The following is a 25,884-nucleotide window of genomic DNA, read 5'->3' as shown; positions in this document are numbered from 1 at the left end:
CGACACCTTTTTATTTTTTCATTGGGCTTGTGCATTTATAGAAATATTTATTGTATATATAATCATACTTTCGAAAGAATCCTTCTTTTGTTGGAGGACGCGTGTATTGGGTAAAGTGGGTGTTTCGTAAGCTGCATTTGCTAAAACGTCTTCAGGTTTTCCAACATTCCGCTTATTCCCACTGGCTTTCTCATGTACGGAGTTAGCAATACATGCTTATACATATCCGTTTTCTTTCTGAATCTCTCATTAAGATTCGATGGAAAATCTGGTCAAAAGACTGTAGGTAAAAAGAGCAATCTAACTGTTAAAACAAAGTTGATTGGAACGGAAGGTGCGAGACTCCTGCGGGAATGCGAGTGCCTGGAGAGGAAATCAACGGTCAAAATTTAAAAACCCAAAAAACTCCAGATATTTTTTTCTGGAGTTTTTTTAGTAGAATCTCTTTTATAACAAAGGATCATTAATGAATGTCTGCAGATGCAACCAAAATGTAAGAGTGACTAAATATAAAATCTTAATTACCGATATAAAAAGTAAAGATATCATATTGGAGGCTTTTTAAATGCTGGAGAGTTTGTCCACGAATATTCTTTCCTCACAACTTAGAACAGCCATCTCAGAGGGAATTAGTTCTTACTATCAAAGAGAAATCAATACAGTTGCCTATTCTGAACAAAGTGTGGAATCCAATCAGCCTACAAAAGAAAAGGTTCAGGAAGCGGTGGATAGTTTGAACACCTTCCTGGATCCAACACATACGGCCGTTCGTTTTGAATATCATGAGAAGCTGAATGAGTATTATGTCAAGGTAGTGGATGACGTGACGGATGAGACGATCAGGGAAATTCCTCCGAAGAAGTTATTGGATTTCTATGCGGCAATGACGGAGTTTGTCGGAATCATGGTGGATGAAAAAATATAAGCGGGTGATCAATTGTGGTACGAGTCAGTGGTTTAGCAAGTGGAATGGACATAGATGAAATAGTTAAAAGCATGATGCAGGCGGAACGGGTGCCATTGGATAAACTGACACAGAAAAAGCAGTATTCCGAGTGGCAGCGTGATGATTACCGCTCGATAAATACAGCTTTATCAGAATTGGATACGCTCATTCGTGATGGGATTGGGAAAAAGTCTTCCTTCATTAAAAAGGTAGTATCGGTATCGAATTCAGATGCCGTATCCGTTAAAAATGTGAATTCAGCAAGTGATTTCACTGGAAATATTAAAGTGAATGGACTTGCCAAAGCAGCGAGTATGACCAGTACGGAAAAATCGGCTGTTACTGACCCTAAAAAGAAACTGTCTGAATTGGGTATTACGACACCTCAAGATATTACGATACTGGCCATCAATAAAGATGGCGGTTTTGATACGGAAGTAAAAGATGGGATAACAGTAGAAAAACCTTATACGCTTACCCTTAATGCGGATGATACGTTAGAGAGTGTTATCAATAAAATTAATGCCAACTCGGGAGTGACTCTATTTTTTGATGAAAATTCGCAAAAGTTTTCCATCACTGCTAAAAATACAGGTGATGTGAAAGATCGCCCTGAAATTGAATTAGGGGGTACCGGAGATTTCTTCAATACGCTAAAAATGAGCAGTAACAATGAAGGGACTGGCGGTACAATAGGGGAAAATGCATCGATTACTTATAATGGCCTGGACATTTCCCGGCCCTCGAATACGTTTCAGATTAATGGAGCGGAAATAACGATAAAGCAAAAAACGACGGATACAGTAACATTCTCATCAACAGCTGATGTGGATGCCATCTTAGACACGATCACACAGTTTGTGAATAAATACAATGAAATCATTAAAAAGGTTCAAGATAAAACGGGTGAAGCGAAATATCGCTCCTTTACCCCGCTTACCTCGGAGCAAAAGAAGGCAATGACAGAGGATGAAGTGAAGCTGTGGGAAGAAAAAGCAAAGAGCGGAACGTTAAAAAGCGATTCGACATTAAAAAGCCTCCTGACCACAATGAGGTCATCCCTATACACCTCGGTGGATGGAATCACAGGAAAAAACAGTCTCAGCAGTTTGGGAATCACCACGACCAAGAATTATTTGGAGGGCGGTAAATTAACGATTGATGAGGACAAGCTCCGGGCAGCCATTAGTGAGGATCCCAATGCGATTTATAATATGTTCATGGCTGATGGTACGGAAAAGAGCGAAAAAGGTCTCGCTCGCCGTTTGCGGGATGATATACAATCTTCAATGAAAACGATAACGGAAAAGGCCGGGAAAGCCGGATATGTTAATAACTCGTTTACCATCGGGAAGCTGGTTAATGGATTGGATACCCGGATTTCAACATTTGAAGCAAAGTTAACGAAATTGGAATCACGTTATTACAACCAGTTCACGGCGATGGAAAAAGCGATTCAAAAGGCAAACAGCCAAAGTGCATCGTTAGCTTCTTATTTTAGTTAAGGTAAGTCAGAAAGGAAGTTAAATATGGCGATAAATAATCCATATCAATCGTATCAGCAAAATTCAGTCAATACAGCATCCCCGGGTGAGCTTACATTAATGCTTTATAATGGCTGTTTGAAGTTCATCATGCTTGGGAAGAAAGCCATTGAAGCAGGAAATATCGAAGCGAGGAATACGAACATCATTAAGGCGCAAAACATTGTCCATGAATTGATGGTGACGCTGAATATGGATGCGGATGTATCCAAAGATATGATGAGTCTGTATGATTTCATGAACCGGCGTCTGATAGAAGCGAATCTGAAAAATGATGTTGCTGCCTTGGAAGAAGTGGAGGGACTTGTTACTGAGTTCCGGAATACTTGGAAAGAAGTAATTCAAATCAATCGGAAAAAACAATTCACCCAAAGCGGTCAAGTGTAATGGTGATTAGAACCTTTCATGATATGACTGCTGAATTACTTGCCGTTCTGGAAGATCATACGATCACAGAGCGTGATGATAAAATAGAAAGGATCACACAGCTGATCGATCAGCGAGATGGACTTCTTTCTCAAATCAAACCGCCTTTTACTGCTGAAGAGCAGCAGCTGGGCCGTGCAGCAATGTTGCTTAACCAACAGGTCGATCACTTGCTGAAGCTCCAAAAGCAGGAGATACAGCGGGATATCCAGGAAATAAATAAGAAGAAAAAATCATCCAATAAATACACGAACCCGTATGAAAGTCTATCAGTTGATGGTATGTTCTACGATAAAAGAAACTGATTACGCAACCGTTTGGATTCCAAACGGTTTTTATGTTAATTATTTTTAAATTTTCTGTAAATAAAATAGGCTTAATTTTTTCTTTATAGCATAGCATTTGATATAATGAAGCTAGGGCAGACATCAACCCTTTCCAAACCTTCCGACAATTGTTTCATTATTTCGACATATTTCATGATGTGTTTCTAAAAGGAACCGGAGGGGTATTGTAGAATCTAACTGTATAGTCTTAATTTAAGGAGGACTCACTTTATGAATTACAACGTACGCGGTGAAAACATTGAGGTAACTCCAGCAATTCGAGAATACGTCGAAAAGAAAATTGGCAAGTTAGAACGATATTTTAACAATACACCAGATGCAAATGTGTTAGTGAATTTAAAAGTGAACAATAATACATCAAAGGTCGAAGTGACGATTCCCATGCAGAATTTGGTTCTTCGCGCTGAAGAGGAAAATGCGGATATGTATGCTGCCATTGACTTGATCAATGATAAGCTTGAACGCCAAATTCGTAAACATAAAACGAAGGTCAATCGCAAGTTCCGAAACAATCTATCGACTGCACCAGATGCATTCGCCTTCAATACGGAAGTTGACGAAGTGGTGGATGAATTCGAAGACGATAATGATATTGAAGTGGTCCGCAATAAGCGCTTTGATTTAAAGCCGATGGACAGTGAAGAAGCGATTTTACAAATGAATATGCTTGGTCACAGTTTCTTCGTTTACACGAATGCGGATACTAATACGACGAACGTAGTGTACCGTCGAAAAGATGGACGCTATGGATTGATTGAACCTAGTTAATTATTATTCTAAGATCACAAGCACAGCCCAGCCTTTGGGTTGTGCTTTTTTAATGCCTGTTGATAGAATTTGTTTGAAAAGGAAATAAATGATTGCTTCTTTTGTTCTCTAGAGAATCCAAATCAATGAAAAAATACTTTTTAAAGAACAAATTTTGTTCTTTATTAAGAAAAATAGTCAGTTTTACCTATTTAATAACCCCTTTCTTTTGCACTATACTCAAATTATAAGTTCTTTAAAAAGAACGATTGGTTTTTTATAAAAAAACAATTTGATTAAGGTGCAGAGGGGCTGGATTACTTGTATCGAAAGAATTGCCATACTTGCCATAGGGCTTCTTTTAGCAGTGCGGAATATGGAAAGTGGCTTTGCCCGACCTGCGGTGAGGATTTAACTGCGCAAAAAGCCTTGGATGCACTTACTATGGAGAGAATCAATACACAGAAACGGAATATTAAGAAGAGTAATATTTACTATTTTATAAAAAAAGAAATTGAATAATTCTGTGAAAAATCACCTGGAATTTGAATTTTCTTAATATTGTAATATTTTGTCGGATAAAAGTTTTTGCATTTAGGTAGATTACCGACATAAAATAGCAATATATGGAGTGGGTATCCGTTATAATATGATTATAAGTAATGTATTTGGTAATAAATACCACGACAAAGGCAAACTTATTGAAAGATGAGGGCGCAAAGGCACAGGTCTAAGGTCCTCGAGACTATGATGGCTGGTCTGCCTGAAATACAAATAGTATTTTAGGAGGTAGAAGAGGTGGCTAATGTGGAAATGGATCAAGAATGGGTGAAATTGATTTCAGAAGCAAGGAGCTTGGGTTTCAAAAAAGAGGAAATCAGTGCTTTTTTGAAACGGGAAAGCCTTGAGGTAACATTAGAGGAGAACAATGGAAAATAACTTCCGAACAAGATCGAGAACATCCCTATAAACAGTAATTCGATTCATTAGTTGTTTATAGGGTTTATTCTTCCTTGAGATTCTAACAAGTCTAGCTTATTCAAACTGTATTCTTCAGGATTATGTAGGTAAACTAGTGCACTCCCACTCTACTCTTCTTTATCTTTTCTCCATTTATTAAACTCGATGAATTCCCTGAATTGTTGTTTTGAAACACCCGAATTCATGGCTTCCTCAACGATTTTCATCCAGTCAGTGTCCAAGGTTTCCTTATTTGGTGCATCATAAAGCAGGGCATCAACAGGAATGTTAAGTACGGCGGAGATTTTTTCAAGAAATTGAATAGAAGGATTCGTTTGTAAGTTCCGCTCGAGCGAACTTAAATAAGACTTTGCCACACCGGCTTTATCGGCAAGTTCAGTCATCGACATTTTCTTTTCTTCTCGCAGTTTTTTTACACGTTCACCAATCATCAATACCACCTCGAAACATGTTCTATTTATCTTCCGCTAATAAGTGTCAGTAGCCAATCTTATCATTCAAACAAGACGACTGTAAGGTTGGCTTACCTTGACATGCTATCGCTAGAGAGGACACAGCATCTAGTGATGGAAGGTTATGGATAATTCTCATTTACACATGGAATAGTGGGGAATTTGCAACATATTTTTTATACTTCCTTCTATTTTAACAGTTTTACTCCTCATTTATCCATTGTTTTTCGCAAGAATTGAATTCAGGTCTATACCAGGGAAGTGACATGAAGTTGTACCTCTATGATAGAAGTGGTAAAATTAAGCGTGCATTAGTAATAATAGAAGTGTGTTTCTTCTTACTTATATGAATTTTGTCATTGAACGATCATTACCATAATAGAGGAGCGTTATTGAATGCTTAATATATTAAATAAAGTTTTTGATCCGAATAAGCGAGAAATCAAACGTTTAGAAAAAATCGCCGATCAGGTCGAAGCGCTGGCTGATGGGACGGCAGCGTTATCGGATGAACAGTTGCGTGCCAAAACGGGTGAGTTTAAAGAGCGTTATCAAAATGGGGAAACCGTTGATGATTTGCTTGTTGAGGCTTTTGCGGTTGCACGTGAAGGGGCAAAGCGTGCTCTGGGCTTATATCCTTACCGTGTTCAAATCATGGGTGGGGCATCACTTCATGATGGAAATATCTCCGAGATGAAAACAGGGGAAGGTAAAACCTTAACATCCACGATGCCGGTTTATTTAAACGCGCTTACCGGTAAAGGTGTACATGTCGTTACTGTCAATGAATACTTGGCACACCGTGATGCCACCGAGATGGGCGTATTGTATGATTTCCTTGGTTTGACCGTCGGATTGAATTTGAACAGTCATTCTAAAGAAGAAAAGCAGGCGGCGTATAATGCTGACATTACGTACAGTACGAATAATGAGTTAGGTTTTGATTATCTTCGTGACAATATGGTGTTATATAAAGAACAAATGGTACAGCGCCCGCTGCACTTCGCCGTCATTGATGAGGTCGATTCGATTTTGATCGATGAGGCAAGAACGCCATTGATCATTTCCGGTTCGGCACAAAAATCGGCTCAGCTTTATATCCAGGCCAATGCGTTTGTAAGAACCTTAAAAAAAGAAACCGACTACACATATGATGAAAAGACAAAAGGTGTTCAGCTGACGGAAGATGGGATGAATCGAGCTGAAAAAGCGTTTAATATCGATAATTTATTCGATATTAATCACGTTACTTTGAATCATCATATCAATCAGGCGTTAAAGGCGCATGTTTCCATGCATTTGGATGTGGATTATGTTGTCCAGGAAGGCGAGATAGTCATCGTTGACCAATTCACTGGCCGTTTGATGAAAGGCCGCCGTTACAGTGAAGGTCTCCACCAGGCGATCGAAGCGAAAGAAGGACTTGAAATTCAAAATGAAAGCATGACTCTTGCGACGATTACATTCCAGAACTATTTCAGGATGTATGAAAAGCTTTCAGGTATGACCGGTACAGCCAAAACGGAAGAAGAGGAATTCCGCAATATTTATAATATGAATGTCATTGCGATACCGACAAACAGGAATATCATCAGGGACGACAGGGCAGATCTTATATACGCGACAACCGATGGGAAATTCAAGGCTGTTGTGGAAGACATCGCCGAACGCTATACAAAGGGTCAGCCTGTGCTTGTCGGTACGGTTGCCATCGAAACATCTGAAGTCATATCTGCCTATTTATCCAAAAAAGGAATCCCTCACGATGTTTTGAATGCCAAGAACCATGAGCGTGAAGCGGAAATCATTGCGAATGCAGGTAATCAAGGATCAGTTACGATCGCTACGAACATGGCAGGGCGCGGTACGGATATCAAGCTTGGTGAAGGTGTCAAGGAGCTTGGGGGCCTTGCTGTCATCGGTACGGAACGTCATGAAAGCAGGCGTATAGATAACCAGCTGCGTGGTCGGTCCGGCCGTCAGGGAGATCCAGGGGTCACTCAATTCTATTTATCAATGGAAGATGAATTGATGCGCCGCTTTGGTTCGGATAACATGAAAAACATGATGGCACGCCTTGGTATGGATGATTCCCAGCCAATTCAAAGTAAAATGGTGACAAGGGCCGTTGAATCCGCACAGAAACGGGTCGAAGGCAATAACTTCGATTCACGTAAGCAATTACTGCAGTATGACGATGTTCTCCGTCAACAACGGGAAATTATTTATAAACAGCGTTTCGATGTCATGGAAAGTGAGAACTTACGTGAAATCGTCGAAACGATGATCACGGCATCCATCCAGCGAAATGTTGTCGCGTTTGCACCAATGGGCGATGAGGAAGGCTGGAATTTACAAGGCCTTGTCGATTACCTGAATGGTAACCTATTCAATGAAGGTTCAATCACTGTAGCTGATTTGGAAGGGAAAAATGAATCGGAATTGGTTGAGTTCATTTTAGCAAAAGTGAAAGAAAGCTATGACCAAAAAGAAGAAGAGCTATCTGAAGAACAAATGCGTGAATTCGAAAAAGTAATCGTTCTTCGTGCAGTCGATAGTAAGTGGATGGACCATATTGATGCGATGGAGCAATTGCGCCAAGGGATCCACCTTCGTGCTTATGGCCAGATCGATCCGCTTCGTGAATATCAATCAGAAGGTTTCGCGATGTTTGAAGCGATGATTGCTTCAATGGAGGATGAAGTCGCAAAATACATCATGAAGGCCGAAATCCGCAACAATTTGGAACGCAAGGAAGTCATAAAAGGACAAGCGGTCAATCCGAAGGAAGAAGACGGGGGAAAAGTGAAAAAAGCCCCTGCACGTAAAAAGGAAGACGTTGGCCGAAACGCGTTATGCCCATGCGGCAGCGGTAAAAAATATAAGAATTGCCATGGCAATTTAGGCTAAAGTTAGGTGTATAATGATTATGGGACGGTTAAGTGTAAGGCTTGCCGCCTCTTTTCATGTTTTGTTTGCATAAAGCAATACTTTTGCATATAGTTTGGAGAGATTTATTTGTAATGAAGGGAATCCCTCTTCAGGGATTTTTTTTAACATACTTAATGAGGTGAAGAGAAATGGAATTAGCAGAAATTAGAAATGAACTTGAACGGACAGCGCAACGATTAACGGACTTTAGGGGGTCTCTTTGACTTAGATGAAAAAGAGGCACGAATCGCACAGCTAGAAAATGAGATGACACATCCCGATTTTTGGAATGATCAGCAAAAAGCACAAACTGTCATCAATGAAACGAATGCTTTAAAAGAACAAGTCAATCAATTGTCCGACCTGAATGAATCATATGAAAATCTGGATTTGACATATGAATTAGTGAAAGAGGAGAATGATCAAGAACTTTTAGCGGAGCTGGAAGAAGAGATCACGGTTCTTGCACAAAAGATGAATGACTTTGAACTTCAACTTTTACTAAGTGAAGAATATGACTCGAAAAATGCCATTCTTGAACTGCATCCTGGTGCTGGCGGAACGGAGTCCCAGGATTGGGGTTCCATGCTGCTGCGCATGTATACAAGATGGGGTGAAAAAAGAGGCTTTAAAGTGGAAACCCTTGATTACCTTCCAGGTGATGAAGCTGGGATCAAGAGTGTCACTTTAATTTTCAAAGGCCATAACGCCTATGGTTATTTGAAAGCGGAAAAAGGGGTACACCGTCTTGTCCGTATTTCTCCTTTCGATTCCTCAGGACGACGCCATACTTCATTCGTTTCATGTGAAGTCATGCCAGAATTCGATGATACGATCAATATAGAAGTACGCACGGAAGATTTGAAAATAGATACGTACCGGGCAAGTGGTGCAGGTGGTCAGCATATCAATACAACTGACTCGGCAGTCCGGATCACCCATATACCTACGAACACCGTGGTAACGTGCCAAAACGAGAGATCTCAAATCAAAAACAAGGCCCAGGCCATGAATATGCTGAAAGCCAAATTGTATCAACGTGAAATTGAGCAGCAACAAGCGGAATTGGATGAAATCCGTGGTGAGCAAAAGGAAATTGGCTGGGGAAGCCAAATTCGTTCTTATGTTTTCCACCCGTATTCCATGGTTAAAGATCACCGTACCAGTGCGGAGACCGGAAACTTGGGAGCTGTCATGGATGGCGATATCGATATGTTCATTGATGCGTACTTGCGTTCAAAATTATAAGATCAGCCAGTCGGACCGGTTTCCCCGGTCCGGCTTTTTTTTCCCTTTTTTAATGAATCTTCTGGCTGACATTTACAGGATTGAAAAGGGATGCTCTACCTCGTTCGGCCAATACTAGATAATAATGATGGTTCGAGGAGACTTATGCAAAATGAAGAAAAGATACCGGGAGCAGAGGCACCCTTTAATTCAAAAGTTAACGGAGTATGGATTGGTGATTGTCGGTTCATCCATAATTGCCATTGGTTTTAATGTATTCTTACTGCCTAACCAGGTCGCATCTGGCGGGGTCAGCGGGATTAGCACGATTCTCGATTCAACTCTCGGTTGGGAGCCAGCCTACGTTCTTTGGGGTTTTAATATCCCTTTGTTCATTGCGGGGCTTATTATCCTTGGAAGACATTTCGGAGCCAAAAGCCTGATCGGAACCCTGTTTCTGCCATTAGTGGTATTTCTGACAAAGGATTGGGATGCTTGGACGAATGATGCATTGCTTGGTTCGATTTGCGGGGGGATGATGGTCGGACTTGGGCTGGGAATCGTCTTTCGCGGGAAGGGTTCCACAGGGGGGACCGATTTGGCGGCACAGATTTTCCATAAGTATACCCATCTGTCATTGGGAACCTGTGTGGCAGTCATTGATGGAATCATCGTTTTAAGTGCTGCCATCGTTTTCGATATTGAAAAAGGGCTTTATGCATTGATTGGATTGTATGTGACAAGCAAGACGATCGACCTCGTCCAGATTGGATTGAACCGTTCGAAGATGTCACTGATCATCACGAATAAAGAAATGGAAGTAAGGGATGCTATCATACATGAGCTGGACCGGGGTGTGACAGGCATATCCGGGTATGGCGGCTATACGGATGATACTCGTCCAATTTTGATGTGCGTAATAGACCAGTCGGAATTCACCAAATTGAAACAATTGGTGAAACTCGTTGACCCTAAAGCGTTTGTAATTGTAATGGACGCATCGGAGGTACTTGGGGAGGGTTTTAAACTGGATTGAAATTGGTATAATGTTCTTGTGCTGGTATAAATCAGAGGGGGTAAATTCAATGAAAATGAAGTGGTTCGCCTTAGTTTTGGGTACTTCTTTGGCCTTGGCTGCATGCGGTGGGAACGATGATGCTGCAGATAAAGAGCCTGCAAGTGAAAATAATGAAACGACTACGGCAGGTGCCGGTGATGCCGCAAAAATTTATGAAAACAAATGTTCAAGTTGTCATGCAGTGAATCTTGAAGGAGGCGTGGGACCGAATTTAACGAAGGTCGGTTCCAAGCTATCAAAAGCAGATATTGAAAAAGTCATAGCGAATGGCCAAGGTGGAATGCCACCAGGTATAATCCAGGGCAAGGAAGCAAGCATGGTCGCTGAATGGCTTGCTGGACATAAGTAATGATTGACGAAACGTTCTGCTTAGCAGGACGTTTCATTTAGCCTCCTTTAAAACCTCGAAACAACTCACATTTAACCCCCTTTTCAAGCAATCGAATCCTGGAATTATTACATAGATGTTGATATATGTCTAACTGAAATGAAACTGTAATATTTTTTATGCTTAATTTGACAAAATATGATGTTATAATGTTTCTGTGCTCAAGTAAGAGAGATTCCTGTCAGATTTCAGTGAAAATTGTCGAAAAGCTGTTGATACATAGTGATAATCCAAGCAAATTAGGTGGTTTTAGAATGATAGAAATGATAGATGTGAAAAAGACATATCCAAATGGCGTAATTGCCATTAATGGAATCAATGTGAAAATAAAGCCAGGCGAGTTCGTTTATGTAGTGGGTCCGAGCGGTGCCGGAAAATCGACCTTCATCAAAATGATGTATAGGGAAGAAAAGCCTACAAGCGGTAATATTTTGGTCAATGGCCTTAGCCTGCCAAGTATCCGCAATTCGAAAGTTCCTCTATTCCGCCGTAATATCGGTATGGTATTCCAAGATTTTAAACTCCTTCAAACATTCACTGCATATGAAAATGTTGCTTTTGCCATGGAAGTTATTGAAAAGGAACCAGAAGAAATCAAAAAGAGAGTCATGGAAGTCCTTGATCTGGTCGGCATTAAACATAAAGCAAGAATGCTTCCTTCCGAGTTATCTGGCGGGGAACAGCAAAGGGTTGCAATAGCCCGTTCGATCGTCAATGATCCCAAGGTAGTCATAGCCGACGAGCCTACAGGTAATCTTGATCCCGAAACATCATGGGAAATCATGAACATATTCGAAGAAATTAATAAACGCGGAACTACACTTGTCATGGCAACTCATAATAGGGACATCGTCAACAATATTAAACGACGTGTCATTGCCATTGAAAGTGGAAAAATAGTTCGCGATGAACATCGAGGTGATTACGGATATGAAATTTAGAACATTGCTCCGTCACTTCCGTGAAAGTTTTAAAAATATTGGCCGTAATGGTTGGATGACGTTTGCTTCAGTCAGTGCAGTAACGGTCACTCTAACTTTGGTTGGCGTCTTTTTAGTGCTCATGATGAATTTAAATCATATCGCGGGAAATGTGGAGAAAGATGTCGAAGTTCGTGCACATATTGATAATGCGGCGAATGATGACGATATAAAAACTATTGGTAAGCAAATTATGGAGATAAACGGCATTGAATCAGTGATTTTCTCTCCAAAAGACGAAGAGCTTACTAATTTAATAGATGATTTAGGAGATAATGGTGAGGCGTTTAAACCATTTGAACAGGATAACCCATTAAGGGACGTTTATGTTATCAAAACGAAATCTCCGCAAGATGTCATCAAGGTGGCAAAAAAAATCGAAGGTATGGAGTATATCCAAAGTGTTAAATATGGACAAGGCTACGTCGAGAAACTATTCAGCTTTGTTAATATTGCTAGAAACATAGGGATCGTACTTATTGTAGGATTACTATTTACTGCAATGTTCCTGATTTCGAATACGATTAAAATTACCATTGTAGCCAGAAGAAAAGAAATTGAGATCATGAGATTGGTAGGAGCAACGAATACATTCATCCGTTGGCCATTCTTCTTGGAGGGACTGTGGTTGGGAGTCCTCGGTTCCATCATTCCGATAGGTCTGATTGCAGTACTCTACTACAATCTCTATAAATATGCAGCACCGCAGATTACGTTCAAATTCATCGATTTCCTGCCTGCAAATCCGTTTATTTATCAAGTTTCGGCCATCCTCATCGTAATTGGAGCCGTTATCGGCATATGGGGCAGCTTGATGTCCGTCAGGAAGTTCCTGAAAGTATAAAAGTGTATCTTTGCTCGAAAGCCAAAAGTAGCCAGACATAAATAGAGAGACGTTACAAGGCACGGATGTAACGGGTTGAAAGGGGAAATGAAACGTGAAAAAAAATATCATTGCCATGAATGCCTCCATCATGATCGGGTTGGGAAGCATTCTAGCGGCACCTTCGGTTTATGCTGAGTCGATTTCGGACTTAGAAAAACAGAAAGAATCCATCCAGGAAAAACGTTCGGGTGTTGAATCGAATATTTCTGACACGGAAAAGAAAATCGATAACCTGCAGGATAAGCAAATGACAGCAGAAGACCAAATCGCTGCCATTGAAGCGAAAATTGCAGAGTCCGCAAAAAAAATCGATGCTAAAAATGCTGAAATTACACAAACGAAAAAAGAAATCGAGGCATTGAAAGAAGAGATTAAAGTATTAAAAGAGCGGATCGCCAAACGTAATGAAGTATTGAAGGAAAGGGCACTTTCTTTCCAGGAGACTGGCGGGGACGTGAACTACCTTGAAGTATTATTTGGATCATCCAGTTTTGGGGATTTAGTTGACCGTGTCGGAGCTGTAGCGACAATCGCTGAAGCGGACCGTGATATTTTAAAGCAGCATGAGCTGGATAAAAAGGATCTGGAAGAAAAGCAAAATGCTGTTGAAACGAAGCTTGCCAGTTTAGAAGTGGCAAAAGCTGAACTATTGGAAATTCAAAAGCAACAAAAACAACAGAAGCAAGAAAAGGATGCTTTAGTTAAGAAATTAAAACAACAAACTGAAAAGCATGAACATGAGAAGATGGGTCTAGAGGAAGAAAAAGCGAATCTTGCTGCTCAAGAAAAAGCCATCAAATCTGCCATCAGCTTAGAGCATCAACGTCAAGCCGAATTGGAAGCAGCGCGTAAAAAAGCGGCAGCTGAAGCGAAAAAACGTGCAGAGCAAGAAGCTGCACAAGCGGCTGCACAAGCAGCATCACAAGCATCCGAATCAAAAAAACAATCCACTTCTTCAGGATATAGTGCAAAAAGCAACAGTTCATCATCATCTTCACAACCTTCGTCTAATGTAAGTCAAGCGCCAGCGCCTACGCCTGCAGTATCATCGGGTACTTTCACTAGACCAAGTGCAGGATATGTATCTTCAACAATGGGTGAACGATGGAATAAACAGCATGCCGGCATCGACATCGCTGCTAGCGGAACGGTTCCAATTGTAGCTGCAGCCGACGGAGTCGTAAGCCGTTCTTACTTCTCAAGTTCATACGGTAACGTCATCTTCGTCACCCATTCGATCGGCGGTCAGCAATGGACTACTGTGTATGCACACTTAAGTTCGAGACAAGCAAGCGAAGGTGCTGTAGTTGCCAAAGGTCAACAAATTGGCATCATGGGTAACACAGGACATTCATTCGGTCAGCATTTACACTTTGAGCTACATAAAGGCGCATGGAATTATAGCAAGTCAAATGCTGTTAATCCATTAAACTATATACCTAATTAATACCCAATATATGAACGGAAAAACAGATCAGGATAAATTCCTGGTCTGTTTTTTTTTGTGTAGTGTCACCATATTCTATAAGCATATTTCTTCCATTCGCCTCATATAGTGAAATACATATCAGGTCAGAAATGGGGATAAATATGGTCAAAAAATGGGTACTTCCTCTAGCAATCATCATGTCACTAGCCATTGGAGCAGTGGGGGGCATATATTGGACAAGCCTTCCGGCCAAGAATGAAGCAAAGGATGAAAGTCAGGAAATAACGAAGGATAAGGAATGGGCAAAAGTGGAACAAGCTTACGGTTTGATCGTAAGTCAGTATGTAGAACAGGTGGACGGCTCCAACCTGGTGGAGGGTGCCATCCAAGGCATGCTGTCAGCGCTGAAAGATCCTTATTCCGTATATATGGACAAGGAGACCGCCAAGCAATTCAATGAAACCCTGGACTCCTCTTTTGAAGGGATCGGGACTGAAATCGGAATGGAAGATGGTAAGGTCATAATTGTTTCTCCTTACAAAGACTCGCCTGCAGAAAAAGCTGGATTAAAGCCGAAAGATCAAATCCTTAAGGTGAATGGTGAAAGTGTAGAAGGTTTGGATCTGTATGAAACACGCCTGAAAATCCGCGGCAAAAAAGGATCTCCCGTCAAAATGGAAATAAAGCGAGCAGGGGTGGACAATCCACTTGAATTCAATATGGTGCGTGCCGAAATTCCATTGGATACCGTATTTTCATCAATTAAAGAAGTTGCCGGAGAACAAATAGGTTATATCGAGTTGACCACATTCTCGGAAAAGACTGCGTCTGATTTTAAAAAGCAGATGAAAGAGCTGGAAAAGAAGGGAATCAAGGGCTTGGTCATAGATGTACGAGGTAACCCAGGTGGCCTTCTTTCTAGTGTGGAAACGATTCTTGGCGAGTTTATCACAAAAGACAAGCCTTATTTGCAAATTGCAGAAAGAACGGGTGAAACACAATCGTTTTTTACAAGCCTTAAGAAAGCGAAAAGTTATCCCATTGCCGTCTTGACGGATAAAGGCAGCGCCTCAGCCTCGGAAATCCTGGCAGGAGCGATGCAAGAGGCGGGAGGCTATCCATTGGTAGGCGAGAAGACCTTCGGGAAAGGCACAGTACAGCAAGCTGTACCAATGGGTGATGGCAGCAAGATTAAACTTACGTTATATAAGTGGCTGACGCCTTCAGGAAACTGGATCCATAAAAAGGGGATCGAACCAACAATCAAAGTGAAACAACCGGAGTATTTTGATGCCCATCAGCTGGCCATTGAGAAGGTGTTGCAAAGGGATATGAATGATGAACAAATCCAGTATGCCCAAAGCATTCTGAAAGGACTTGGATTTGAACCGGGCCGTGAGGATGGATATTATGATTGGAGTACAGAAATCGCAGTAAAAGCATTCCAAAAACAATTTGGCCTGGAAGTGACTGGTAAGCTTGATGCTAAAACCGCAGCACATCTGGAATCCGCCATTCTGGAAAAGATCCAGGATGAAGATAATGATATTCAGTTACGCACGGCTTTGAATTATTTAGTTAAATAACTTGATGGCACCGTTCCCTTGGAGCGGTGCCTCTTTTGCATTTGTTCGAGCCCCGCCTGCGAACATGAACGGCAGTATAGGGGAAACTTAAGATAAAGCTACTTTTTCTGCATCTTAATAGGCATGGAGGCTACATTTTTGATAGAATAGGAGGTAACTGACCAGAACGAAATTTGACAAAATTTTGATTACTTTTGAGGATGGTGGAAAGAAATTGACAACGGATTGGCTGATAGCATGCTTAATGGGATTAGGAAAACTCTTCCTTCATCCTTTGCTTTATGTTTCGATTGCCTATTGTTTATTCATCGGCTATCTTCGCGTTAAACGGGAACGCCATGATTTTAATACGAAGATCTACAGTTTTTCCATGGAGCTGCGTTCCATGTTACCTCAAGGATTGATATGGGGATTGACCCTTTCCTTCCTTACACTGGCTACTGGACTCGCCATTCCTATGGCGGCGCTGTTCATCATGGCAGTGATAACGGTTTTGTCCATGCTATCCATGAAAAGGAGGTTTGTTTCCCCCGTTTATACGGTGGGACTCACCTTCTTTATCCTTTTCTTTTTATATGATAGAGATATCAAGCTTACATTATTTCAGGATGCCCTTAATCAGGTGGACCGGTCCGTATATCCGACACTTGTCATTTTAATAGGGTTATTACTGATTGCTGAAGGGTTTTTGATTGTCGGCAACGGAAGTAAAAAGGTCTCTCCCCAGTTGGAGGTATCCAAGAGGGGACAGCCGATAGGTGTGTATGTTTCACAGCGAGTTTGGCTAATTCCCATGTTCGTTATGGTTCCTGGAGGACAACTTCCAGTGCCTTTCGAATGGTATCCGGTTTTTTCAATCGGGGACATGTCCCTGTCGCCGATCGTACTGCCCATTTTAATCGGCTTTAAGCAAAAAGTGCATGGGACGCTCCCTGAACTGGCCATTAGGGCGCAAGGCAAAAAGGTAGGGGCATTGGGAATTGTGATTACGCTTTTGGCGGCAGTGGGTTACTGGTACCCTCCATTGGCAATCATGACGGCTGTTTTAGCAATCCTCGGTCGTGAATTTCTGCATTATTCCCAAAAGGCAATGGATCAAAAGCTTCCTTTTTATTTTTCGAAAAGTAAGCTGGGTGTCCAGATCTTAGGCGTTATCCCTCAATCTCCGGCAGATAAAATGGGGTTGCAAAAAGGCGAGGTCATTTCGAAAATAAATGGTGTCGTCGTCAGGGAAGAAGAAGAGTTATACAGGGCGCTCCAAATAAACCGGGCACATTGCAAACTTGAGGTCATTGATAATAATGAACAGATTCGTTTTGTGCAAAGAGCTCTATTTGACGGGGAGCATTACGAATTGGGCCTCTTATTCGTAGACGATCAATTGAAGGAAAGCGGACAAGTGGGTTAATGACATATGAATATAAAATAAAACGGCCTTTCTCGAATTATATCGAGAAAGGCCGTTTTCAATAGAAACGTGTTATTACTTTTCAAGCATGATCTTTTCTATATCTTCAAGCATTTTATTAGCTGCAATAACTCCGCCAGATGTATTCCATGTGGCGTCGCTAACCTCATGGGCATTTCCGTTTTTGACTGCATCAAGGTTTTTCCAAAGTGGATCATTCGTCCATTCTTTTGCTGTGCTTAGGGCTTGTTTGTCCCCTTCAGGAGCGTAAGTGAAGTAGAATAGAATATCTCCATCCATTTTAGGGATGACTTCTTTCCCAACTTCAATGGCAAGGTTGCCTAATTTATTATCTGCCGTGAACAGTTCCTTCTGTTGTTCTGCACGTTTAAATCCTAATTGATCGAAAATCACTCCAGAGAATGAATCTGTGTAATAAATACGAGTAGTTCCAGCCATGAAACGAACAATTGAAACTTCTTGATTTACTTTATCACCCAATTTAGCTTTAAGATCTTCTGTTTGTTTATCGAATTCTGCAATTACATCGTTCCCTTTTTCTTCAAGGTTCAAGGCTTTTGCATATAGTTTAAAGTTTTCTTTCCAATCTCCTCTTAGCGTTTCCGAAAAAACGGTAGGGGCGATTGCATTTAATTTATCATAAACAGCTTCTTGGCGTATCTTGCTTCCGATAATCAAGTCAGGCTTCAGTGATGCGATTTTCTCTAAATTAACTTCATGTTCAACACCAACAACTTCGACCCCATCCATATCATCTTTAATATGGTCGTACCAAGGGTCGCCAAGCCATGATTGAACGGCACCAACAGGTTTAATTCCTAAAGCAAGCAATGCTTCAGTGCCTTCATTTGTTAGAACGACCACTCTTTTAGGTGTTTCTTTCAACTCGGCAGTACCCATGGCATGCTCAATTGTGTAGCTTTTTTCCTCTTTCTTGTCTTCAGCTTTATTTCCATCGGCTTTCTCATCCGAATTCCCGCAAGCTGCTAGAAGAAAGACTGCAAATATTGTAAAAATCGTTAATAATGACTTAAATCTAAACATCTATGTATCCCTCCCAATTTTCCGGCAAATGATAATCATTCGCACTTAACAGCATCATCATAAAATGAATATACTTTTCTGTCAATATATAATTGAAAATGATTCTCAAATTCGTTGACATAATCCTGTTTAGACCAGTAAAATATTACTATACAAACGTGATTGGAAAGGTAACTGGATATGTTATTAAAAAATTCATGGCAGAAATGGATGGGGCTGTTCATTACCATTCTTTTGCTGCTGTTTTTACTGTGCTCAAGCATTGTATACGGTTATACAGATACAACATGGAAAATGGCCATCGATGCTTTTACCGATTTCAATGGGACGAATGAACACATTGTCATTCAATCAGTCAGACTTCCGCGGGCCCTGATCGCTTCGGCAATCGGTGCAAGTTTGGCCATTTCGGGGGTGTTAATGCAAACGCTAACTAAAAACCCCCTCGCATCTCCAGATATATTCGGGGTCAACGCCGGGGCGGGATTGGCGGTTGTCACTGGGGTCACCGTTTTTGGAATAAGCAATCTTCAAGTATTCACATGGCTGTCATTCATAGGGGCGGCCATAGCCGCGATAAGCATATATATGATTGGAAGCATGGGACGAGGCGGCTTGACACCTATGAAGCTGACATTGGCTGGTGCAGCCATGACGGCCATGGTAGCTTCACTTACACAAGGTCTTCTTGTTTCCAATGAGGCTCTTTTAGAGCAAGTCCTATTCTGGCTTGCCGGATCCGTCTCCGGTAGAAGTCTGGACAATTTAGTTGCCGTCCTGCCTTATCTTGTCGTAGGCTGGGGCCTTGCATTGATTATGTCCGGTAAAATGAATGTGCTGTCCATGGGTGAGGATGTTGCAAAAGGTCTTGGATTGAATATAGTTTTCCTTAAGCTGGTTCTGGGGCTGGCAATCATCCTGCTCGCTGGCGGATCAGTGGCAGTTGCGGGTCCGATTGGCTTTATAGGAATCGTCGTTCCGCATCTTACCCGTTCCATAGTAGGCATCGATCATCGCTGGCTGATTCCCTTCTCTGGACTTTTCGGGGCGGTGCTTTTGATTGCAGCCGATGTCATATCGAGGTATATCCTGATGCCTCGAGAAGTTCCGGTCGGAGTCATGACAGCCATAATAGGGACCCCATTCTTTATTTATATAGCTAGAAAGGGGTTCAGCGGTCGATGAAGTCATATAAGAGCTTTCGTTTGTTTAATGAAAAAATATCATTCTTGATGGATAAAAAAGCCATGATCGTGATTTTCATATTATTTGTAGTCACTTCACTAGTGTTTGTGATCAGTACTGGAGTGGGTGAAATGAATATAAATCCGCTAAGTGTCCTCCAGGTCCTTTTCGGAGGGGGAGCGGAGAGCGATCGGCTTATCATCCAATCTTTCCGCCTGCCTAGAATAATTGTTGCCCTGTTGGTGGGGATGGGCCTTGCTGTAGCTGGCGGAATCCTTCAAGGGATGATTCGGAATCCACTTGCTTCGCCTGATATCTTGGGAATAACGGGAGGAGCGACAGTGGCGGTCGTTGGATTCTTGGCCATTTTTAGCGATAAGAATCATTCATTGACGGTGAGCATCAACTGGCTGCCGTTAGCTGCGTTCATTGGGGCGACAGTCGTGGCCTTACTTGTTTATTCCTTAGCCTGGAAAAATGGAGTCCCCCCGATAAGGCTTGTATTGATCGGGATTGGGGTAATGGCTTTAATGAAGGCACTCACTACGATGATGATGATCCTTGGCCCAGTCTATCAAGCGAGCCAGGCAAACCTTTGGATCACGGGGTCAGTGTCTAACTCCACCTGGAATAATATCGCTGTTCTGGCACCATGGACGATTCTATTCCTGTTAATCGCCTTCCTGTATGCCAGAAATATTAATTTACAGGAGCTAGGCGATGACCTTGCAACGGGTCTTGGGGGACATATCCAAAAACAACGGTTTACATTATTGATGATCAGTACGGCCTTGATTGGCGGTTCCACAGCTTTTGCTGGAGGAATAGGCTTTGTGGGATTAATGGCCCCCCACATGGCCAGAAGGCTTGTTGGTTCTAGTTTTGGAGTTTTACTGCCCGCTTCAGCTTTGCTTGGCGGCATCCTGGTCATGGTGGCGGATTTGATTGGACGGACCCTATTCTCACCTTTGGAAATACCGGCTGGTGTCTTCACAGCGAGCATCGGGGCACCATACTTCATTTATTTACTTTATAAAACGAGGAATTCGTAACTCCGGTAAATGTAGAAAGAAGCAGTCATCCTAAAGATGGCTGCTTCTTTATTAATTAAGCTTCTTTAGAAACTTCGATTTCGATGGTAAGCGTGATTTGATCGCCGATCAGTACGCCGCCTGTTTCTAAAGCCGCGTTATAGGTTAAACCATAATCACTGCGTTTGACTTTACCTTTTCCGCTAAAGCCTGCTTTTTCATTTCCCCATGGATCTTTTCCTTGGCCTTCGAAGGTGATGCTGAAAGTTTCTTCTTGTGTGATTCCATTAAGAGTCACATTTCCAGTTACATCGTATTCATCTTCATCCGTTTTCACAATTTTTGTTGATTTGAATGTTAATGTAGGATTTTTTTCTACATCAAAGAAGTCAGCGGAACGCAAGTGATTATCCCGGTCTGCATTGCGTGTGTCAATACTGGCCACATCAACGGTAAAATCGATTTCTGCAGTTGTTAGATCCAATGGGTTTGCTAGAATGTTTGCTTCGAACTTATTAAAACTTCCTTTTACTTTAGCGATCATCATATGTTTTACGGAAAATTCAATAGCACTGTGAGTCGGGTCGACTGACCATTTTGTATTTGTCATGCTTATTCCTCCTAATTATTAATCTTGAATTTATATATCTTTAATTTGAGATATCTTAACTTAATGTAATTATAAGAGGTGGAAGCAATAGTGTCAACTGAAAGTTTTCCTTAATTTTGAAAACATGAAAAACCCTGTGCATTTATGGGGTGCAGGGTCTCAGTTTTTATGAAGGTTTATTAAACCTCGAACGTCGATTTCAACTCCAGGCATCGCTTTCCGCGGGCGGTCCGGGAGCCTCCTCGGCGCCTTGCGCCTGCGGGGTCTCCCCTCGACCCGCTTTTCCGGCAGGAGTCTCGCACCTTCCGTTCCAGTTCCAATCAATTTGTTTTGAAATTTTAGGTAAAACCCATTTTGTCTACAAACTCAAACCCTGTGCATTTATGGGGCACAGGGTTTTTAATTATGAAGAAAAGTAAAGCTTACTACCTTTATTAATTGGCATGTTCTTTCTCTTCTTGATCGGTCACTTTACTTGGCCAAAAGGCACGGCGGCCAAGCAGGGAGGTGATCGCAGGAACAAGGAACGGTCGCACAATGAATGTGTCCATTAACACACCAAGAGCAGTAATGAGCCCGAATTGAACCAATACTTGAATCGGAAGTGTGGCTAGAACGGAAAAAGTGGCTGCCAGGATTATTCCGGCGGAAGTGATGACACCGCTAGTTTCGGCAACGCCTTTTCTGATGGCCTGCTTGATTGGCATCGTTTCTTTCTTACGCCAAATACTTGAAACCATGAAAATGTTATAGTCTTCTCCAAGTGCAACAAGGAATACGAAAGAATAAAGTGGAATCGTCCCCTCTATGGCATCGACACCCATGAAATAGTGCAGGATTATCCAACCTAAGCCCATAGCTGCAAAGAATGAGAGAATGACTGTCCCCATTAAATACACCATTGCTGTCACAGATCGCAAGTAGGCTAAAAGAAGCAAGGAAATCAGGACGATGATGATCGGGATGATCATGAATTCATCGGCTTTTACGGTATCCCTTTTATCGAATTGCGTCGCAGTTTGCCCGCCAATCCAAACCTTATCTTCGACGGAAGATATATTGGCGGCCTTCAATTCTTTCTCCGCAATTGTGCGGATTTCCGGAATGGAATCAATTGCCTCGATATCATATGGGTTGATGTTGAATTTGACCTCATAGGATTGCAGATCTTCATTGGATTTACTTGTGACCGGATCGGCCACACTTTCAACAATATTCATCCCTTCTAATGCCTGGGCTAAATCGATATCTTCACCATCCGTGTCGACAACCACTGTGGCTGGTGCCAGTTCGCCCGGTGAGTACGAGTCGGAAATGACAGAATAGCCTTCACGTGAGTTCATATCTTCAGGAAAGGAAGAGAGAATATCATATGAATATTTTATTTGTGAAGAATATCCAGCTAATACACTGAAGATGATCAAGCATGTAAGAATGACGGTCCATGGCTTGGTTGTGACGATATGACCAATCCAGTTACCGATGCGGCCTTCTTTATGCTTTTTGACGGCTTTTCCCTTTTTCTTGGCCCGTGTTTCTTCCATTTCTGGTGTACGCGGAACGATGGGGTAGAAGGAAGCCCTTCCGAATACAGAAAGCAATGCCGGTACAAGTGTTAAAGCTGCCAGCATCATGATTAAAATCGACAAGCTGAATGGTACAGCGAAACGGTGGTAGGCCCCGTATTTCGCTACAAGCAATGTTAGCAGCGAGATGACGATCGTAAGGCCGCTCATCGCAATGGCGCCTGATGAATCTTTGAATGCAGAGATCATGGCTTTCCGTTTGCTTTCATGATTTCTTAATTCACTTCTGTAGTGAGAAATTAAAAATAGACAATAATCCGTTCCGGCACCGAATAATAATACGGTCATGATCGAAATGGCCTGTGAATCGACTGTAATCCAACCATGATCTGCCATGAATCCAAGGATCGGGCTTGTGACAATATAGGCGAAGCCTACTCCGATTAAAGGAATGATTGCTAAAAGCGGGGAACGGTAAATGAGTAATAATACGACAAGTACAAGTATTACGGTCGCTAATAGCAATTTAAAATCAGCACCCGAAAATAATCCCGTTGCATCGACGGATATCCCTACAGGGCCTGTCACTCGAAGTGATAATTCATCTGAATCTGTCGGGACCTTGAATGGGTCCGATCCAATGCGTTCCGATACTGTTTCATTAATGCTTTCAAGATTTTTTTCAAGAATTTCAGTCTCGGTCTTTTCTTTAAAGAAAAGCGGCTGTACGAAAGTCGTTCCATCTTCTGAAACCGATCCTTGAAGAGCAGGCAACGGAATTTCATGAAGCGGCGGTAAAAAAGATTGCTGCGTCAATGGGTTATCTGACAGTTCCTTGGAAAGGTACTGGATTTCGGCCAAGTCGGCCTCTGTCAGTCCACCCTCCCGATGCCATGTAAGCAGGGCAGGTATTCCAGAGGAATTTGGAAACTCTTCTTTAATAAGTTCATCAGCCACGACGGAAGGTGAGTCTTCAGGCAAGTCAGCGGCATTATTTGCTGTTCGATCATTAACGGCAGGCAATGTGATGGTTAATCCGATTGCTGCAATTATCCATACAGCAATGACAACCCAACGACTGATTTTTCCCGTCATCATCCTGCCAAGTCTTCCTAATATTGATTCGTCCAATGAAGGCACCCCGCTTTTTGAATTTTTTATCCTTAGTTCATTATAATGGTGTGCTGTTTACATATACAAAAATGGGTATGCTCACTCCATTTTTCTACTAAATGCTTCAAAGCTTTCTTATCATTATATGATTCAGACCAGTTGTTATTGGCAAGAAATATGCTCATCGATACATAGGGAAAAGTACTTTTTAACTAATTACAATTAAATTCGAAGATTGAGGAGTGAAATATAGGGAATAGGGGAAAGTATAGTAGTATTGTGGATTTTATTAACAGAGGAGGGATTTTTTTGTCTGATAAATCTAAAAAAACAAATGATGAATCGAAAGAAATATTAACGAACAGGCAAGGGCACCCGGTAACGAATAACCAGAGTATTAGAACTGTAGGGAACAGAGGACCTAGTACACTTGAGAACTATGATTTCCTGGAAAAAATCAGCCACTTCGATAGGGAGCGCATTCCTGAACGGGTCGTGCATGCCCGTGGTGCAGGTGCACATGGTTATTTTGTTCCGACCGGTAAAGCGGGGGACGAGCCTATTTCAAAATATACGAGAGCGAAGGTTTTTCAGGAAGAAGGTAAAAAAACCCCGGTATTCGTGAGATTCTCATCTGTTATTCATGGGGGGACGTCCCCGGAAACGTTACGTGATCCCAGGGGATTTGCCGTTAAATTTTATACGGAAGATGGCAACTGGGATCTTGTAGGCAATAACTTGAAAATTTTCTTCATCCGTGATGCCATGAAATTCCCGGATTTGATTCATGCCTTCAAACCGGATCCGGTCACGAATATTCAGGACGGCAGGAGGATTTTTGATTTTTGTGCGAGTTCGCCTGAAACATTCCATATGGTTACCTTTGTGTTTTCCCCATGGGGCATACCAGCTAACTACCGCATGATGCAGGGGTCAGGGGTCAATACGTATAAATGGGTGAATGAGGAAGGGAAAGCAGTGCTTGTCAAGTATCATTGGGAACCGAAACAAGGGATCAAGAACCTGACACAGCAAGAGGCCAATGAAATTCAAGCTACGAATTTCAATCATGCCACACAGGATCTATATGAAGCGATCGAACGCGGAGACTATCCTGAATGGGATCTCAACGTACAAATCATGAGTGATGATGATCATCCTGAGTTGGATTTTGATCCGCTGGATGATACGAAGATCTGGCCGAAAGATGAGTTCCCTTGGCTGCATGTCGGTACGATGGTATTGAATAAAAACCCTGAAGACTATTTCACTGAAGTCGAACAGGTTGCATTCGGCACAGGTGTACTAGTGGATGGGCTGGACTTTTCTGATGACAAGATGTTACAGGGACGTACATTCTCTTATTCCGATACACAACGTCACCGTGTTGGTGCGAATTATCTGCAATTGCCGATCAATGCTCCGAAGAAACGAACAGCCACGAATCAGACTGGCGGACAGATGCAATATGAAGTTGGCAGAGGCAGCCAAAGCCCCCACATCAACTACGAACCATCAACTGTCGGCGGCTTGGAAGAAGCCAAGCAGACGGGCAAGGAGTATACACCTATGGTGGAAGGGAAACTTGTTCGTGAGACAATCGATCGCCAAAACAATACGAAACAGGCCGGGGAAACATTCCGTGAATTCGAGGATTGGGAAAAGGACGATTTAATTTCCAATTTAGTGGCGGCATTGGCTCCTTCCGACAAGCGCATTCAGGAAAAAATGATAGCACTTGCCGAAGAGGCCGATGAAGAGTATGGCCGCAGATTGAAAGAGGGACTGGCCTCGGCTTCTGAACATACGGAATCTTCAAAACCACTTGGTGGGTCGGATAACCCTGAGGACGCTGTTAGTAAAGGACATGAAGCGGATCCATATTGATTGGACTAAAAAAGAGGCAAACTTCCCTTTAAAGGGGTTTGCCTCTTTTTTTAATGGGCATAATTGATGGATGTGTGGAATGTTCTTCTGATGATGACTTGAAAATCAAGT

General features: G+C 42.0%; 22 protein-coding genes and 1 riboswitch. Of the genes, 18 read left to right on the top strand and 4 right to left on the bottom strand.

Annotated elements, in window-relative coordinates; all coding sequences use genetic code 11:
• Positions 1-565: 565 nt before the first annotated feature.
• From flaG to ABC374_RS24070, 6 genes are all read left to right on the top strand, one after another.
• Positions 566-925: a flagellar protein FlaG gene (gene flaG / locus ABC374_RS24095; protein WP_413019971.1), complete on the top strand. Its 360-nt coding sequence runs from the start codon at positions 566-568 to the stop codon at positions 923-925.
• Between the two features lie 14 nt (positions 926-939).
• Positions 940-2,451 carry a flagellar hook-associated protein 2 gene (locus ABC374_RS24090; protein ID WP_413019970.1) on the top strand — a complete coding sequence of 504 codons (1,512 nt, stop codon included), beginning with the start codon at positions 940-942 and terminating at the stop codon, positions 2,449-2,451.
• A gap of 24 nt (positions 2,452-2,475) precedes the next feature.
• Positions 2,476-2,877 carry a flagellar export chaperone FliS gene (fliS, locus tag ABC374_RS24085; RefSeq protein ID WP_350300564.1) on the top strand — a complete coding sequence of 134 codons (402 nt, stop codon included), beginning with the start codon at positions 2,476-2,478 and terminating at the stop codon, positions 2,875-2,877.
• Positions 2,877-3,221 carry a flagellar protein FliT gene (gene fliT, locus ABC374_RS24080; RefSeq protein WP_413019969.1) on the top strand — a complete coding sequence of 115 codons (345 nt, stop codon included), beginning with the start codon at positions 2,877-2,879 and terminating at the stop codon, positions 3,219-3,221. Before fliS ends, fliT begins: the two co-directional genes overlap by 1 nt.
• 252 nt (positions 3,222-3,473) lie before the next feature.
• Positions 3,474-4,031 (top strand): ribosome hibernation-promoting factor, HPF/YfiA family, encoded by a 558-nt coding sequence (hpf, locus tag ABC374_RS24075; RefSeq protein WP_214750236.1) that lies wholly within the window; start codon positions 3,474-3,476, stop codon positions 4,029-4,031.
• A gap of 660 nt (positions 4,032-4,691) precedes the next feature.
• A riboswitch (cyclic di-GMP riboswitch) is annotated at positions 4,692-4,777 on the top strand.
• Positions 4,778-4,808: 31 nt separating this feature from the next.
• Positions 4,809-4,949, top strand: a complete 141-nt coding sequence (locus tag ABC374_RS24070; protein ID WP_230176152.1) for an anti-repressor SinI family protein — start codon at positions 4,809-4,811, stop codon at positions 4,947-4,949.
• Positions 4,950-5,098: 149 nt separating this feature from the next.
• Here ABC374_RS24070 and ABC374_RS24065 read toward each other — a convergent pair whose 3' ends face one another.
• Entirely contained in the window at positions 5,099-5,422 is a 324-nt protein-coding gene (locus ABC374_RS24065; RefSeq protein WP_063233922.1) for a helix-turn-helix domain-containing protein, read from the bottom strand.
• Between the two features lie 417 nt (positions 5,423-5,839).
• Between ABC374_RS24065 and secA the strand changes: the two genes are divergently transcribed.
• The 9 genes from secA (at position 5,840) to ABC374_RS24020 (ending at position 17,356) form a co-directional block, all read left to right on the top strand.
• Positions 5,840-8,353 (top strand): preprotein translocase subunit SecA, encoded by a 2,514-nt coding sequence (secA, locus tag ABC374_RS24060; protein WP_413019967.1) that lies wholly within the window; start codon positions 5,840-5,842, stop codon positions 8,351-8,353.
• A gap of 170 nt (positions 8,354-8,523) precedes the next feature.
• Positions 8,524-9,622, top strand: a protein-coding gene (gene prfB, locus ABC374_RS24055) for a peptide chain release factor 2 (protein WP_241663251.1) whose coding sequence is annotated in 2 segments (ribosomal slippage) — positions 8,524-8,586 and positions 8,588-9,622 — 1,098 coding nt in all. Because the reading frame shifts where the segments join, the coding sequence is not laid out codon by codon here.
• A gap of 151 nt (positions 9,623-9,773) precedes the next feature.
• Positions 9,774-10,637, top strand: a complete 864-nt coding sequence (locus tag ABC374_RS24050; RefSeq protein WP_350300561.1) for a YitT family protein — start codon at positions 9,774-9,776, stop codon at positions 10,635-10,637.
• A gap of 49 nt (positions 10,638-10,686) precedes the next feature.
• Positions 10,687-11,028: a cytochrome c551 gene (gene cccB, locus ABC374_RS24045; protein ID WP_350300560.1), complete on the top strand. Its 342-nt coding sequence runs from the start codon at positions 10,687-10,689 to the stop codon at positions 11,026-11,028.
• Positions 11,029-11,321: 293 nt separating this feature from the next.
• Complete coding sequence (ftsE, locus tag ABC374_RS24040) at positions 11,322-12,008, top strand: cell division ATP-binding protein FtsE (protein WP_061141190.1); 687 nt, start codon at positions 11,322-11,324, stop codon at positions 12,006-12,008.
• Positions 11,998-12,891 (top strand): permease-like cell division protein FtsX, encoded by an 894-nt coding sequence (gene ftsX / locus ABC374_RS24035; protein WP_350300559.1) that lies wholly within the window; start codon positions 11,998-12,000, stop codon positions 12,889-12,891. The genes ftsE and ftsX overlap by 11 nt, the downstream gene beginning before the upstream one ends.
• A gap of 94 nt (positions 12,892-12,985) precedes the next feature.
• Positions 12,986-14,380 (top strand): murein hydrolase activator EnvC family protein, encoded by a 1,395-nt coding sequence (locus tag ABC374_RS24030; protein ID WP_413019965.1) that lies wholly within the window; start codon positions 12,986-12,988, stop codon positions 14,378-14,380.
• A gap of 143 nt (positions 14,381-14,523) precedes the next feature.
• On the top strand, positions 14,524-15,948 hold the full coding sequence (locus ABC374_RS24025) for a S41 family peptidase (RefSeq protein ID WP_350300557.1): 1,425 nt from the start codon (positions 14,524-14,526) through the stop codon (positions 15,946-15,948).
• A 214-nt stretch (positions 15,949-16,162) separates the two neighbouring features.
• Entirely contained in the window at positions 16,163-17,356 is a 1,194-nt protein-coding gene (locus tag ABC374_RS24020; protein WP_413019964.1) for a PDZ domain-containing protein, read from the top strand.
• Positions 17,357-17,431: 75 nt separating this feature from the next.
• Here ABC374_RS24020 and ABC374_RS24015 read toward each other — a convergent pair whose 3' ends face one another.
• Positions 17,432-18,421, bottom strand: a complete 990-nt coding sequence (locus ABC374_RS24015; RefSeq protein WP_413019963.1) for an ABC transporter substrate-binding protein — start codon at positions 18,419-18,421, stop codon at positions 17,432-17,434.
• A gap of 180 nt (positions 18,422-18,601) precedes the next feature.
• Here ABC374_RS24015 and ABC374_RS24010 point away from each other — a divergent pair, with 180 nt between their 5' ends.
• Entirely contained in the window at positions 18,602-19,606 is a 1,005-nt protein-coding gene (locus tag ABC374_RS24010) for a FecCD family ABC transporter permease (protein WP_101223744.1), read from the top strand.
• Positions 19,603-20,658 (top strand): FecCD family ABC transporter permease, encoded by a 1,056-nt coding sequence (locus ABC374_RS24005; protein WP_413019962.1) that lies wholly within the window; start codon positions 19,603-19,605, stop codon positions 20,656-20,658. The genes ABC374_RS24010 and ABC374_RS24005 overlap by 4 nt, the downstream gene beginning before the upstream one ends.
• Before the next feature lie 55 nt (positions 20,659-20,713).
• On the opposite strand, the gene ABC374_RS24000 is transcribed toward ABC374_RS24005, so the two are convergent.
• Both ABC374_RS24000 and ABC374_RS23995 read right to left on the bottom strand, forming a co-directional pair.
• The gene (locus tag ABC374_RS24000; RefSeq protein WP_350300552.1) at positions 20,714-21,247 is read right to left on the bottom strand and encodes a YceI family protein; all 534 of its coding nucleotides are present in this window, start codon (positions 21,245-21,247) and stop codon (positions 20,714-20,716) included.
• Positions 21,248-21,681: 434 nt separating this feature from the next.
• Positions 21,682-23,904, bottom strand: coding sequence for an MMPL family transporter (locus tag ABC374_RS23995; protein WP_413019961.1), 2,223 nt, complete (start codon positions 23,902-23,904; stop codon positions 21,682-21,684).
• Between the two features lie 285 nt (positions 23,905-24,189).
• On the opposite strand from ABC374_RS23995, the gene ABC374_RS23990 reads away from it, so the two are divergent.
• Entirely contained in the window at positions 24,190-25,773 is a 1,584-nt protein-coding gene (locus ABC374_RS23990) for a catalase (RefSeq protein WP_413020432.1), read from the top strand.
• Positions 25,774-25,884 lie beyond the last annotated feature (111 nt).

The organism is Peribacillus phoenicis (genome assembly GCF_047238085.1).
Classification (GTDB): domain Bacteria; phylum Bacillota; class Bacilli; order Bacillales; family DSM-1321; genus Peribacillus.
The sequence above is the reverse complement of the archived record's forward strand: the minus strand, read 5'-3'. Positions and strand labels throughout refer to the sequence as shown.

Coding starts and splice junctions, on each gene's coding strand:
- flaG (WP_413019971.1), top strand. CDS start 566: ATGCTGGAGAGTTTGTCCACGAATATTCTTTCCTCACAACTTAGAACA.
- fliS (WP_350300564.1), top strand. CDS start 2,476: ATGGCGATAAATAATCCATATCAATCGTATCAGCAAAATTCAGTCAAT.
- fliT (WP_413019969.1), top strand. CDS start 2,877: ATGGTGATTAGAACCTTTCATGATATGACTGCTGAATTACTTGCCGTT.
- hpf (WP_214750236.1), top strand. CDS start 3,474: ATGAATTACAACGTACGCGGTGAAAACATTGAGGTAACTCCAGCAATT.
- ABC374_RS24065 (WP_063233922.1), bottom strand. CDS start 5,422: ATGATTGGTGAACGTGTAAAAAAACTGCGAGAAGAAAAGAAAATGTCG.
- secA (WP_413019967.1), top strand. CDS start 5,840: ATGCTTAATATATTAAATAAAGTTTTTGATCCGAATAAGCGAGAAATC.
- ABC374_RS24050 (WP_350300561.1), top strand. CDS start 9,774: ATGAAGAAAAGATACCGGGAGCAGAGGCACCCTTTAATTCAAAAGTTA.
- cccB (WP_350300560.1), top strand. CDS start 10,687: ATGAAAATGAAGTGGTTCGCCTTAGTTTTGGGTACTTCTTTGGCCTTG.
- ftsE (WP_061141190.1), top strand. CDS start 11,322: ATGATAGAAATGATAGATGTGAAAAAGACATATCCAAATGGCGTAATT.
- ftsX (WP_350300559.1), top strand. CDS start 11,998: ATGAAATTTAGAACATTGCTCCGTCACTTCCGTGAAAGTTTTAAAAAT.
- ABC374_RS24025 (WP_350300557.1), top strand. CDS start 14,524: ATGGTCAAAAAATGGGTACTTCCTCTAGCAATCATCATGTCACTAGCC.
- ABC374_RS24015 (WP_413019963.1), bottom strand. CDS start 18,421: ATGTTTAGATTTAAGTCATTATTAACGATTTTTACAATATTTGCAGTC.
- ABC374_RS24010 (WP_101223744.1), top strand. CDS start 18,602: ATGTTATTAAAAAATTCATGGCAGAAATGGATGGGGCTGTTCATTACC.
- ABC374_RS24005 (WP_413019962.1), top strand. CDS start 19,603: ATGAAGTCATATAAGAGCTTTCGTTTGTTTAATGAAAAAATATCATTC.
- ABC374_RS24000 (WP_350300552.1), bottom strand. CDS start 21,247: ATGACAAATACAAAATGGTCAGTCGACCCGACTCACAGTGCTATTGAA.